The organism is Psychrobacter sp. 1U2, from assembly GCF_051847575.1.
On sequence record NZ_JBPYDC010000002.1, the window covers coordinates 18,838 to 32,467 of the forward strand.

Consider the following 13,630-nt stretch of genomic DNA (forward strand, 5'->3'; position numbering starts at 1 on the left):
TTATGAGTTTGAAACCATCCGTCGCCAATCCACAATTACACCTAGGCGGCCCAGAGCTGTCGCGACATAAACCAAGCGCGCAGAATCCCGAGCCAAATCCTGACAATAAAGATAAAAAGTCTAGCTCTGTGATTACAGTTTTGATTGCTATTGGCGCTAACTTTTTGATCGCTATCGCCAAGTCCGTTGCTGCTTTTATCACCGGCTCTGCTTCTATGGTAGCGGAGGCTGCGCATTCATGGGCGGATACGGGTAATGGTATCTTTTTATTAGTCGCTGAGAAAAAGGCAGTCAAACCCGCTGATAAAAGTCATCCTTTAGGTTATGGCAAAGAGGCCTATGTGTGGTCGATGATAGCGGCTTTTGGTGTCTTTATGGCAGGATCCATTGTCTCTATTTATACGGGTATCACCGAATGGAATGCACCAGAGGCTGAGACTAATTATACGATCGCTTTTATTATTTTGGCAGTGGCTTTTGTGCTTGAGGGCTTTTCGTTGGTGCAAGCTTATTTGCAAAGTAAAAAACATGGTAAAGCTATCAATGTTAGTGCTATTGGCTATGTCATTGATACTTCTAATCCAACATTGCGTGGGGTGTTTTTTGAAGATTTAGCAGCGGTTACGGGTTTAGTTATCGCAGCGGCGGCAATGGGTATGCACGTCTACACAGGCCAGGCTTTTTGGGATGCGCTAGGCTCCATTATTGTCGGCATATTATTAGGGGCAGTAGCCATATTTTTGATCAGTCGTAATCGCGACTTTTTGGTGGGGTATAAAGTTTCAGATAACATGCATGACTATGTATTAAGTGAGCTTTTGAGTCATGAGGGTGTCGATAGCGTATCTTATTTGCATCTAGAATGGGTGGGACCCAAAAAGATATTTATGGTAGCGGCAGTAGACATCAGAGGGAATCAAAGAGAACAGAGCATCGCGCAAACCTTTGAGAGTATCGAGAGCCAGTTTCGCGCCAATGAGATATTTCAGGAAGCCATTCTGACGCTATCTGCACCTAATGCCAAAACTATAAAGCTATCTAACAGCTCTTCAAATCCAGTGCGAAGCTGAACAGCGCTAATATCAAACCAAAAAAATCGCCATTTAGGCGATTTTTTTGTAGTATCTTCTAACTCAATTGAACAGAGTTATAAAAATATTATTTTTTAGGCGCATTAGCACCGATGAACCAAGCATCTTTGTCGATAGTACGGCTTACTTCCGTTAGTAAATCAGCCGTATCTTCGTCGCCTGCATCACCAGCAGTATCTATACCTTCACGTAATGAGGCTGCGATAGTTTTATAACGATTCGTCAGCTCACGAACGTGCTGCTCGACCTCAGTAATATCAGTGGGGTAAGTTTCTAAGATAGAATCTTCCACGACACGCTTGGAGATGCCATTAGCTTTACCACCAAGAATAACAATACGCTCAGCGACAGTATCAAAAGATTCCGTCAGACGCTCATAAGTTTCATCTAGTAACTGATGCACACCGATAAATCCAGTACCTTGTAGATTCCAGTGGCATTGCTTACTATCCATACTCAAATCAATCAAGTTGGCTAGATTCGCATTCAGTAGATCAACCATTTTTTTGGCAGTGTCATCATTTATACCGCTTGCATAACGTTCTCTCATAAATTACTCCGTTTTTAGTTTTATTTAATTGTTATCTAATGACTGACTAAATTTTCTCAGACTCTTAGTTTGAGATTCTTAGCCAGCGTTTTCTTATCAACTTTCGATACTAATAATAGCAGCTTATTAAGGGTAGTAAACCCATGAGCGTTAGGCTTTATTAGGTGGTCATGTAATGGCTTTGTTAAGCATGAAAAGCTTTGTAAATGTAATAGCCTAAACCAGCCTTAACGATAATCTTTGATTACCTAAACGAGTCAACTACTTTTTATTTAATAAGTCGCCTTGATGATTTGCTGATAAAAATCCACTGACAAATAACAGTTAGTTTTTGGCTATGATGGTCATCTATTGTGATCTGTAATTAACGCTTTAATGAGCGATAAAAGCGATCAAATAGCCTTTAAAAACAGCGCTTAAGCCCCCACCTTGTTATAAACCTTACTTCTTATACTTATCCTTACAAACGTCAGGAAGAAAACTAATATGCGTATGCCCGAACCGCGCTCGTCGCGTCAGTTAAACCAATTGGCCACTCAGCTACAAGGCGAAGCTGAAATCGTTGGCGTCAATGCGTCAGGAACACAAATATCAAGCCGTGCCTTTGAGATGGTCACTGACTTTGAGCCGGCAGGCGATCAGCCGCAAGCGATTGAAAAGCTCGTTAAAGGTATTAATGCAGATATGGATGAGCAGTTATTGCTTGGGGTGACGGGTTCTGGTAAGACTTATACTATGGCTAAGGTAATTAGTGAGTGCCAGCGCCCCACCATTATTATGGCGCATAACAAGACCCTTGCCGCCCAGCTATATGGTGAGTTTAAAGCCTTCTTCCCGAACAACGCGGTTGAGTATTTCGTCAGTTATTATGACTACTATCAGCCTGAGGCTTATGTAGCCGCTAGCGATACTTTTATTGAAAAAGATAGCGCCATCAACGATCATATTGACCAGATGCGCCTGTCTGCAACGCGGGCATTACTTGAGCGCCGCGATGCTATTATCGTCGCCTCCGTGTCTTGTATTTACGGTTTAGGTGATCCAGAGAGTTATTTAAAAATGCTGTTGCACGTCGTGGTCGGCGACAAAATAGATCGCACGGCGACGATTAAGCGTTTGGTTGAGATGCAGTATACGCGTAATGAGCTGGACTTTGGTCGTGGTACCTATCGCTTGCGCGGGGAGTTACTCGACATTTATCCTGCTGAATCTGAACAATTAGCTATACGCGTGCATCTGTTCGATGATGAAGTTGAGAAGATCACTTGGTTCGATCCTTTAACCGGTAAAACGGTGCGCAGTGTGCCGCGCATTACTATTTATCCTAAGTCGCACTATGTCACCCCGCGGAATCGTTTAGAAGCCGCCACTCATACCATTCGCGAAGAGCTTGAGCCGCGTCTTGAGTATTTCCGTGATAACAATAAACTGATTGAAGCTCAGCGTCTTAAAGAGCGTACCCAGTATGATCTGGAGATGATCCAGCAGCTCGGTTACTGTAATGGTATTGAGAACTACTCGCAGCACTTATCTGGACGTCCGTGGGGTGAAGCGCCGCCGACACTATTTGATTATATTCCAGAAGACGCGCTACTGTTTATCGATGAGTCGCATGTAACGGTCTCGCAAGTAGGCGCCATGTATAAAGGCGATAGATCGCGTAAAGAGAATCTCGTGAACTATGGCTTTCGTCTGCCAAGCGCGATGAACAACCGGCCGATGAAGTTTGAAGAGTGGGAGCGCATTAAGCCTAAAACCATTTATGTTAGCGCCACGCCCGCTCAATACGAGCTGGAGCACAGCGAACAAGTGGTAGAGCAAGTCGTGCGCCCAACCGGTCTGATTGACCCTGAGATTGAGATCCGTCCGGTACTCACGCAAGTCGATGATGTGCTGTCGGAGATTACCAAGCGCCGTGAGCTCGATGAGCGCGTATTGATTACCACTTTGACTAAGCGTATGGCGGAGGATTTAACCAGTTATCTCAAAGAGTACGATATCAAGGTGGCATATCTGCACTCCGATATCGATACGGTTGAGCGTATGCAAATCATTCACGAGCTGCGTACTGGCGTGCATGATGTATTGGTCGGGATTAACCTGTTGCGTGAAGGTTTGGATATGCCAGAGGTATCATTGGTTGCTATATTTGATGCGGATAAAGAAGGCTTCTTGCGCTCAGAGCGCTCCCTCATTCAGACTATTGGTCGTGCTGCGCGTCACTTAAACGGTAAAGCCATTCTTTATGCCGATCGTATTACGCCAAGTATGCAGAAGGCAATAGAGGAGACTGATCGTCGCCGTGAGAAGCAGATTGAGTTTAACATTGAGCATAATATTACTCCCAAAGGCGCACGCCGTAGTGTGACGGATAAAATTGACACTGGCGAGGAGCTTGATGCCAATGACAATCAAGCGATCCCAGTCAAAAGCAATCTGCCGGATGTCGATATTAGTATATTGCGTAGTCCTGATCTGCTGGCTAAAGAGATCAATCGCCTCGAGAAGCTGATGAAGCAGTTCTCTCGCGATCTAAAGTTTGAAGATGCCGCAAAAACGCGTGACAAAGTGCTGGAGCTAAAGGCGCATTTGATTTAAAAATAGGTAAATTTTTAAGCGGTAGAGTAGAGCGAGTCAGCCTAAGCCTTACTAACCCTAAACGCAGACTTACATTTTTTACCTTAAAAGTCATAGTCGCATCTTGTAGGATAAGTTTATAAAGCGTTGTCTAATAAGTCGTGAAAAATAGGCTGGTAAGAGGATAACCAAAATAAGAAAAGTATTTACAAGTTATTTTGTTCTGGGAGTATAACTATAATGGATGTTAAAGCGTTTTTTAAAAAAGGAATCGAAAAAGAGTTACTTGATGTTGATGATTATATTTTTACCCCTAAGCGTTTAGATATGATCGTTGATGAGGGAGAGCTAAACTGTGTGCTAAATAGTGATGGTAGTGTTAATATTTTTTATAGCAAACAAGGCATTACTGATGTGAGAGCAGCGGCGCGCAAGCACCCCTTTACCGATTTTGAAACTGAGTTACATCACGGTATTTATGATGATGTCATTGAAGATCTAATCGATAGTGTCAATGAGATTATAAACACGCATTCTAAGTATTTTCGCCGTAGTAAAGTATTGCCTATGACGGCAGCTATCGGTCCTGATACAGTCATTACAAACGCTGATCAGCTCTAATTATTTAAAGCCATTATGTCAGCATTATGCTAAAAATGGGTGTAATTGACAAAATTCATGCTAAAAAGTAGAAGGTAGTCGCTAATGGACATAATTCATGCTATTTGAGTGACTTTGATAGTAGAAAGTCTTTAATAAACCGTAACTTACGCTGCTCATTTAACCCATGATGACTGTGTAATTGTCGCTTTAACTCACTGAATAACCCTTCAAGAGAATTGGTGGTATTCGGTATATCTAAGTGGTCGTATTCTTGATAAGTAAACAACCAATCGCTATTGGTTCTAAGACTACGATAAGCACTTCTAAGACGCTTATGCGTGTACCACGTTCTACTGTTATCGTCATTGGTACTACGCTCATTAAGATAGTCTTCATGAGTTAAGTACCATTGATCTAAGCGCTTTATAAAGTCAGTTTTATCAAGCTGTGTTATCTCTAGAGTAAGTCGTCTAAGCTCAATACTAGCGATATTCTTAGGGCGACGAGTTAAGTAGCGAGTTACTATTTGTACTTGATGGAACTGGCACATCTGGCAAGGGGTGCGAGTGAATAACGTTCTAAGCCCTCGTCTACCATCACAGGTGATGCTTTGTATATCAACGCCTAACGATGCTAAGTGATCAATCCCTTGCTTATAGGCACTATTGGTTTCATGGCTGACTATCGCGTAATAAAGAACGGCTCTAGTCGTATTATCCATAAAAACCATTAGACCAAACTTACGACCGAAGTAAGTGGTGTCGATGATAATGTTAGCAGCCTTTGGTCGTTTAATCTGATATTCAATATTAACTTTATCTAAGCGTCTTTGTATGGTTTTAAGACTACAGTGATACTTGTCAGCTAGCTGCTTGTAGGTCTGTTTACCTTGCGTATATTCAGTCCATAGGGTTTGGTTATTGAGTCTTATGCCACCTAAAAACTGCCGTCTGCAAGCTAGACATTGATACTGCTGTTTGCCAAGCTTACGTCCGTTCTTCTTGGTGTGTTTTTCACGACAAAAAGGGCAGTTTTTTGATTCATGGCTTTGATTCCTTGCAAATATAGACAGTATATAGCGTTAGACACTACGTCAGCATGAATAATGTCCATTACACCTAAAAATGCCTATAGAAAAAGGTGCGCTAAGCAAATAGCGCACCTTTTTTACTATGACTTAATAGTTTCTTATAGCTTAGTTTTAATACGTCCTAATTAAGCTACTTTTACTGCAATGGCTTTATCTTTGGAAGCTAGAGCTGATGAGTCAGTAATAGCACGAGTTTGTGTATTATCTACCAAGTGATTCATCGATGTTTGCGTGACTAATCCTTTCGCAAAGCGAGTGCTATCGTTACGCTCTTTTAAGGTATCCGTATAGTACCATTCACATCCAAATGCTTGCTCAGTGATGTCAAGAAGCATATAGCCATGATCGACTTGATTATTAAATTTTTGATGTGGATTGGCTTCTGGGCCTGAGTTCATCTCAGGTACAGCCAATGAAGTTAAAGCCGGACAAACGAATTCTACCGCAAGCGAACCTTCTCCTGTATCTGGATTATAGCCGCTCGCTTCAAAAGGATTTTTGGCAACATCAAAAGCGAAGGAAGCATGATAGTCGCCGGTGAGTACGACGGTATTATCGATATTGTTGTCTTCAATAAAGTCTAATAAACGATTGCGCGCACTAGCATAGCCGTTCCAAATATCACCAGAGTTGGTTGCAGACGCTCCCATAAATGGGGCTAAAATCACCTGCTGACCTAGTACCTGCCAAATGGCGCCGCGATTTTTACCATCCATCAAGTTTAGATAGAGCCAGTTTTCTTGCTCAAGTCCAAGCAGTTGACGCTCAGGCTCATTACTAGCAGAAGCGTCAAGCTTTTCGCGGCCAAAGATACGGGTGTCTAACATATTTAAGTCAAATAGCTTGCCAAACTCAAAGCGTCGATAGATGCGCAGCTGACTATCTAGCTCATTACTATCATCATCGCGAATCGGCATCCATTCGTGATATGCGCGTACCGCTGACATTTTGCGCTCTATATAGCTGCCTTTGTTTGGAAAATGAAATCTAGCACCGCCTTTCCATGAGTTATCGGCGATTTCGTGATCATCCCAAACCGCGATAAACGGATGCTGACGATGACACTCTTGTAGGTCGATATCGGTGCGATAACAGGCGTAACGCAAGCGATAATCTTCTAAGCTGATAATTTCGTTCTCAGGAAAAATTGGTCGCTCGTCCTTTAAATCGTTGTCACGATAAAAGCCTTCTGGATACTCATAAATGTAATCGCCTAAATGAAGCACCGCCGATATATCCGCTTGTTTAGCAATATCAGCATAACCATTAAAATAGCCAAAGCCATAATTGGAGCAAGACACTACCGCCAGACGCACGCGATCAACTTCGCTTGCTGGCAGATCAGAATTAGGAATAGTGCGAGTACGACCAATAGGGGAGGCATAGCCCAAAGCCTCAAACTTATAATAGTAAGTGGTATTAGGCTGCGGTAGTTTAGGATCTACTTTTACCGTAAAGTCGGTCTCAGCAGTGGCTCTGCTTTTACCTCTAGCTACGACGTTTTGTAGCTCTGGATCAGTTGCAACCACATAGCCAACAGGGATACTCGCTGCGTTGATGCTACCGTCATTGGTAATGCGCGTCCACAGTATCACTTTGTCTTGTAAGGGGTCGCCGCTGGCAATGCCGTGAACAAACGGAGAAGCGCCTTGATAACCTAAGTCATCTAACTTATCTGAATTGTTTATAGTATTAAAGTCGTCTGAATCTGAAGAGCAAGCGCTTAGCTGAACTAACAGAGTTCCTGCCACAGTCGCTTGGCTACCAAACTTTATAAAATCACGTCTTTTCATCTGTCTTCCTTGATATATCAGCAGAAATTCCATATCTCATGATAGCTTAGACTTGTTGCTATCAAAAACTTTTCACTATCAAAAACAAGAATACTTTATAAATAAAAAATAGCTTATCCACAATTTATATGAATAAGCTTATTTAAGCAATTACTACGTTGACTTTATTTGAACAATGAAAGTGTTTATAACTGCTTAGCCAACGATGCTGCCGTAACAGCTCTGTAGCGATTTAGCGACGACTCTAGCGACTAGCTGCGTACGGTAGCTGGTATCTATTGCTGCATTACCTAATTCGACGAGCGTCACTTGCTGCGGTGCTTGTTCACTGACACAGCCGCATACCCGGGACTTGACCGCTTCTTCTTGCTCATCGCTCATCGCAGCGCTAGCAATACGCCACGCATTTCGGTTTTCGATCTGGCTGCGGCATTGGTTATCGATAGCGGCTTTGAGGACGTTCATACCAATCTCATTGGCAGTACCGATAGGGTTACCTGCATTGTTAGTCGCGCCAGTAGAAGCGCAGCCCGCTAAAGCAAAGGTCGCGAGCATGGTAGTGGAGAGTAGGAGTTTTTTCATCATTTAGTCCTTTAAGCTGAGTTTATAATAGGCAAAATAGCATGCTAAGCGCTTGATTGGTAGTAGTGAATATTGCATACATTTATGTGCAAATATGTGCAAAGATCGCTAATAAAAAAACCAGCTAAGCCAAGCTTAACTGGTTATGTCGTTGCAGGTGTCTATTCGCTGATGGCTTAGACGTTTTTGCTACTTTCTTTTTGCTGAATCTCTTTGGCAAGCTTGTAGCAGTCCTCAACGTGGTCCGAGGCGATTTTTTTAAAGATAGTGTAGCCCATAGTAGCCGCGACCAATTGTCCACCTAACGGTATGAACTTAGTGACTTGTTTGGCAGCAATACGACCACCAAACCCTTGAATCGTTTTCTTGACAATACCGCGAGTGGCCATTAGACCTGCAAAATCGACGGTACGATCTCTGACAGCGCTCCAATGCACTTCACGCGATTCTAAGTCAATGGCAGATTTGCGGTCTTCAATTAAACCAAAACGCTCGCTAATTTCAGGGATGAGCTGGGTCAACATACCCGCATCAACGGCGACATCAAAAAAGGGCACAGGAACAACCGCTACACCTGCTGAAAACTTCGCGCGTTTTTTGACTAATTTTAGACACTCCTTTCGCACTTGCTCGAGATCTAAATTAGGATCAATAGTGTTTGGGAGTTTTTCAGCTTTTGGCGTCGTTTTCATAAATTATCCTTATAATAGGGTGAATAGTTAAAGGTAGAAACAAATAGTTAATTCATAGTTTAAGGAAATATCCGCGTCGTACAATCATAGCTTTGTAGCAAATTGCAGAAAAGTGACGCAAAAATGCACGGTTTTTGTAACTACTATGATGAGAATTACTATAACTGCCATGCTGCAAACCAATCAAATAATAAGTAATCATGAGTTAAAAATTAACATTGTGACCCTTAGCTAAAGCCAGTAGAATACCGCTATGCTAAATTTAACTCCTCGCTTTACTGGTACTCGCATCGACGAGCTGCCCGCCGCGCTACAAGCGTTCGCCACCCAATCTCTCACCTTAGCTCGGCTTTATGCCGGCCGCGGTATTATGCAGCTTGATGAGCTTGAGACTCGTCTATCGGGTCTCTTACCCGCTGAAAACTTGCATGGAGTCACGGAAGCGGTGCGCTTATTAGATGCGGCTATCGATGATAACAAACGCATTTTAATCGTTGGTGATTTTGACTGTGATGGTGCGACTAGTACGGCGCTGATGATGCGTGCATTGACTAAGATGGGCGCGCAAGTCGACTTCTTAGTGCCAGATCGCTTTAAGTACGGCTATGGCCTAACTCCTGAGATTGTCGAATTAGGTATTAAGACTTATCAGCCTGATTTGATTGTCACCGTTGATAATGGTATCTCAAGTCACGAAGGTGTCGCGCGCGCGCAAGCGGACGGTATCACTGTTATTATTACCGATCATCATCTAACGACCAAAGCGACGCCGCCGGCTGAAGCGGTGGTCAATCCTAATCAGTTAGACTGCAGCTTTGAGAGCAAAGCCTTAGTTGGAGTCGGTGTCGCGTTTTATGTGTTAGGAAGGCTTGCTAAGCTCCGACGCGAAGCAGGTAAACCGGCGGTGCAAGTCAGTCAGTATTTAGACTTAGTGGCGCTTGGTACTATCGCTGATGTCGGCGTACTCGATAAGAATAACCGTATCCTTGTCCATCATGGACTAAATGCGATTCGCCAAGGTCGCTGCTGTATTGGTATTTTGGCATTACTTGAGCAGGCAGGGCGCGATCCTAAGCAGCTACATGCGCAGGACTTTGGCTTCGTGTTAGGGCCGCGTATTAATGCGGCGGGACGCATGGACAATATGCGTATCGGTATCGAGTGTTTGCTTACCGATGATTGGGGTAGCGCTCAGCGCTTAGCGCATGAGCTTGAGCGACTCAATCGCAATCGTCGGCAAGTCGAAGGTGAGATGCGGGCGCAGGCCGATCAAATTATCAAGTCTTTAGAAGAGGACAGTGCGGCTGACAATACCTTCGATGCAGATTTGGAGGACAGCGATGACATTATTATCGCGGCTAAAGTTCCGCAAAAACTAGCCGCTGCTAAGCGCAGCCTCGTGCTTTATCAAGACGACTGGCATCAAGGTGTCATCGGTATCGTCGCTGGCCGCTTAAAAGAGAGCCACTATCGCCCCAGTATTGTCTTTGCTCCTGCTGATACTGAACGCACTGGAGATAATGACACGATCAAAGGCTCAGCGCGTTCCATCGCTGGCGTGCATATTCGTGATGCTATTGAGCAAGTGGCTGAGCGCAACCCCGAGCTCATCACTCACTTTGGTGGTCATGCCATGGCGGCGGGCTTGACCATTAAACGTCGCAATTTTGAAGGGTTTGTAGCCGCTTTTGATAAGGTAATGGAGGAGCTGGATCAAGAGATCTTCGCCGAGCAAAAATTTACCGATGGCGAGCTGCAAGCCAGCGACTTTAGCTTATGGTTTGCCGATGAGTTGGCTGAGGCCAGTATTTGGGGTCATGGCTTTGCCGCGCCCATATTCGATGGTATCTTTGAAGTATTAAGCTTTAAGATATTAAAGGACAAGCATCTCAAACTCTCCTTGCGCTATCCTGGCGTGCAGTATCCTATCGATGCAATTTATTTCAACTTCGATGCTGCTGCTTGGGATTATCGCGCTGAAAAAGTGCATATTCTCTTTGAGCTCGATGTCAATGAATGGAATGGTAAACGCAGCTTACAGCTGATGGTAAAGGATTTGGCTTTAGTAAACTAAAACCCTAACGCCGCCACTCTAGTGAAGGGAACTGCCAATCGTAGCGAATAGCTAACATACGTATGCTAAAGATAGCACTCATAGCACAGATGTCAGCAATCCAAACTGTTACCCCTAAATTGTACAGGGCAAAGTACAAAATACCGCCAGCTAAAGCAGCACTGATATAGATCTCTTGTTGTAGTACCAGCGGGATCTCATTACAGATCATATCGCGAATGATGCCACCGACAATGATCGTAATAACCCCTAATAGCAGTGCTACTGGCACATTAGCGTCCATGCTATCGGCAACTTTGATACCAATTAAAGTAAACGCCGACAGCCCGATGGTATCAGAGAGTTTTAAAAACTTATCAACCCTCTTTGAGTTGGGGTGGAAAAATATCTGCGTCATTATAGAAGCCATCGTAATGACTGTTAGATAACTCATATCAATCATCCAAAATAGCGGATGCCTATCTAAAATTACATCCCGCACGGTGCCACCGCCAATAGCGGTGACAATAGAGACCAATAAACAACCAAAAACATCGAAGTTTTTGTGCTTGGCCAAAATCGTTCCAGAAACGCTACACGCAACAATACCTATCATATCGAATAGATATAATAAAGAACGCGGATCGAAGGTTGTGATCAAGGTAGCATCTAGAGCAATATTTAACATAAGCGCGGCTCAGTTGTTATTGATATCAATCAACGAGACGAATAGAAGGCAGATGCCAGTCGAACTTTACCGCTAACATACGTACGGCGAAGATAACGCCGAGCATAATAAACTCATTAAGCCCAGGGTTTAGGCCCAAATAGTCGAGTAATAGATAAGTCACTGAGCCTGCGATACTCGCGGTGATATAGATCTCTCTTTGCAGCAGTAGCGGTATCTCATTACAGATGATATCGCGTAGTAAGCCGCCGATAATAGCCGTCCAAACGCCCATCATTATGGCAATCAGGGGCGACATATCTTGATGAAGTGCCACCTTAAAACCAATCACACTAAAGGCGGCAAGCCCTATCGCATCAAATAATCTAAGCGCGTTATCGATCTTATGATATAGATGAAAAAATACTTGTAAAATAAGCGAGGTCACGGTGATAACGATGACGTAATTAAGGTCAGTCATCCAAAATAACGGGTGGCGATCCAAAGCCATATCGCGCAAAGTTCCGCCACCAATAGCGTTAACCATTGACACTAAGATACAACCGGCGATATCGAAGCCTTTATGCTGAGCGAGCAGAGTGCCCGCGATAGCGCAAGCAATCACCCCAACCATATCTAGCAGGTATAATAAAATATCAGGGAAAATCAAATCATTAACCATTGTTATGTTTTTCCATGCTGACTGCTCTTTGTGGCAGATTGCTCTTTATGATACATAGCGCTTTGAGATAAGTGGCGGCTTATATTCTATACAAATCGAGAACTCGTTTTATGATTAGCCGTCTTTAGCAAATAGTATCAAGCCTAGGATGATAAGCCCAATACCTAAGAGACCCATAGCTGAGGGCAGCATATTACCTAGAAATAACATACCGCCCATCAAGGCGAAAATCACTTCGCTCGCTTGAGTGGAGTCGACGCCCGCGACCTCGCTAGACGTTACTGCTCGCTCGCGTGCATAAAGAAAAATACTGGTCGCACCGACGCCAGCCAATAGCGCCACTAATAATGTGTTAAATAGCTGAGAGCCGCTTGGCGCTTCAGGTCGCACTATAATGCCCAATAGCAGCCAAAATGGCAAACTACCTAGTGTCATTAGCCAAACTTTATTAAAAGCATCTTGTAGTAAGTCAGTCTCGATAGCAGGAATGCGGCTGATTAAATGTTGTAATAAAGAGGAGGGTGGATGGCTAGCCACAGAATCGCTAGGGTAGGCATGATCGATATTGGAGTCAATAGCGCTAGAGAGAATGGGCGCTTCATTGACTATCGGCTGCATCTTTGGCTCATTAGCGTAAGCGCGAGCTGCGCGCATCTTAGCGGTATGCTGGCGCGAGTTATAAGAGACCTGCCAAACCATTTGATTACCAATCGGATAACAGAACGCGGCTAGCAGGGCAGGGAGCGCCCCGAAGAGAATCATCTCAGACATTGAGGCGCTTGCTACCGTCTCCATCGCCGAAGCGCGCAGGCCTTCGCTTAGATTAACCAACACTACTCCGATGAACACCAGTAGCGCGTAAGCGATGAACTTCTTATCAAAGCGCTGCCCAAAGGCGAGTAGCACCAGTAAACTTGTGACCACCGTGAACATAAAAGTCGCGGCAACCACCCAGCCGGCTACATGATCGCCCGCGTAGCAAATACCGGTATAAAAGACGCCAAAACCAATGCTACCTGTGACACACCAAAACTGCCAATGCTGAGCAAAGATGACGCTTAGCGCTTTTAGACGGCCAAAGCCATGCTGCATCGCGATAATGACGCTAAGCATCAACCACATAAAAGTATAGCGCAGGCTGGCGGACCAAAACCAATGACCACCCGCGCTACTCATTGCTTCATTTAGGATAAAGGTTGAGCTAAACAAAGCCCCTGCCAATAAGCCGAATAAAATAAGTTTGACCATTC

At 44.0% G+C, this 13,630-nt stretch carries 12 protein-coding genes; 4 read left to right on the top strand and 8 right to left on the bottom strand.

Annotated features, from left to right (window positions below; all coding sequences use genetic code 11):
- The first annotated feature begins 2 nt into the window (after positions 1-2).
- Positions 3-1,070: a cation diffusion facilitator family transporter gene (locus ACS8FD_RS01295; protein WP_439274066.1), complete on the top strand. Its 1,068-nt coding sequence runs from the start codon at positions 3-5 to the stop codon at positions 1,068-1,070.
- An 88-nt stretch (positions 1,071-1,158) separates the two neighbouring features.
- Here the strand turns inward: ACS8FD_RS01295 and dps are convergent, their stop codons facing one another.
- A complete protein-coding gene (gene dps, locus ACS8FD_RS01300; protein WP_439274067.1) occupies positions 1,159-1,641 on the bottom strand; it encodes a DNA starvation/stationary phase protection protein Dps in 483 nt (160 codons plus the stop codon).
- 486 nt (positions 1,642-2,127) lie between these two features.
- On the opposite strand from dps, the gene uvrB reads away from it, so the two are divergent.
- Entirely contained in the window at positions 2,128-4,239 is a 2,112-nt protein-coding gene (uvrB, locus tag ACS8FD_RS01305) for an excinuclease ABC subunit UvrB (protein WP_439274068.1), read from the top strand.
- A 219-nt stretch (positions 4,240-4,458) separates the two neighbouring features.
- The gene (locus ACS8FD_RS01310; RefSeq protein ID WP_439274069.1) at positions 4,459-4,839 is read left to right on the top strand and encodes a hypothetical protein; all 381 of its coding nucleotides are present in this window, start codon (positions 4,459-4,461) and stop codon (positions 4,837-4,839) included.
- Positions 4,840-4,939: 100 nt separating this feature from the next.
- Here the strand turns inward: ACS8FD_RS01310 and ACS8FD_RS01315 are convergent, their stop codons facing one another.
- From ACS8FD_RS01315 to ACS8FD_RS01330, 4 genes are all read right to left on the bottom strand, one after another.
- Entirely contained in the window at positions 4,940-5,887 is a 948-nt protein-coding gene (locus tag ACS8FD_RS01315; protein ID WP_439274203.1) for an IS256 family transposase, variant Zn-binding type, read from the bottom strand.
- A gap of 149 nt (positions 5,888-6,036) precedes the next feature.
- A complete protein-coding gene (locus tag ACS8FD_RS01320; protein ID WP_439274070.1) occupies positions 6,037-7,704 on the bottom strand; it encodes an alkaline phosphatase D family protein in 1,668 nt (555 codons plus the stop codon).
- A gap of 195 nt (positions 7,705-7,899) precedes the next feature.
- Entirely contained in the window at positions 7,900-8,289 is a 390-nt protein-coding gene (locus tag ACS8FD_RS01325) for a hypothetical protein (protein ID WP_439274071.1), read from the bottom strand.
- A gap of 173 nt (positions 8,290-8,462) precedes the next feature.
- A complete protein-coding gene (locus ACS8FD_RS01330; protein ID WP_439274072.1) occupies positions 8,463-8,978 on the bottom strand; it encodes a hypothetical protein in 516 nt (171 codons plus the stop codon).
- 253 nt (positions 8,979-9,231) lie between these two features.
- Between ACS8FD_RS01330 and recJ the strand changes: the two genes are divergently transcribed.
- Positions 9,232-11,052 carry a single-stranded-DNA-specific exonuclease RecJ gene (recJ, locus tag ACS8FD_RS01335; RefSeq protein ID WP_439274073.1) on the top strand — a complete coding sequence of 607 codons (1,821 nt, stop codon included), beginning with the start codon at positions 9,232-9,234 and terminating at the stop codon, positions 11,050-11,052.
- Positions 11,053-11,056: 4 nt separating this feature from the next.
- Here recJ and ACS8FD_RS01340 read toward each other — a convergent pair whose 3' ends face one another.
- The 3 genes from ACS8FD_RS01340 to ACS8FD_RS01350 all read right to left on the bottom strand — a co-directional run bounded on the left by ACS8FD_RS01340 (position 11,057) and on the right by ACS8FD_RS01350 (position 13,628).
- Entirely contained in the window at positions 11,057-11,719 is a 663-nt protein-coding gene (locus ACS8FD_RS01340; RefSeq protein ID WP_439274074.1) for a trimeric intracellular cation channel family protein, read from the bottom strand.
- Between the two features lie 25 nt (positions 11,720-11,744).
- Positions 11,745-12,380, bottom strand: coding sequence for a trimeric intracellular cation channel family protein (locus ACS8FD_RS01345; RefSeq protein WP_439274075.1), 636 nt, complete (start codon positions 12,378-12,380; stop codon positions 11,745-11,747).
- 114 nt (positions 12,381-12,494) lie between these two features.
- Positions 12,495-13,628, bottom strand: coding sequence for a multidrug resistance efflux transporter family protein (locus tag ACS8FD_RS01350; RefSeq protein WP_439274076.1), 1,134 nt, complete (start codon positions 13,626-13,628; stop codon positions 12,495-12,497).
- Positions 13,629-13,630: the final 2 nt, after the last annotated feature.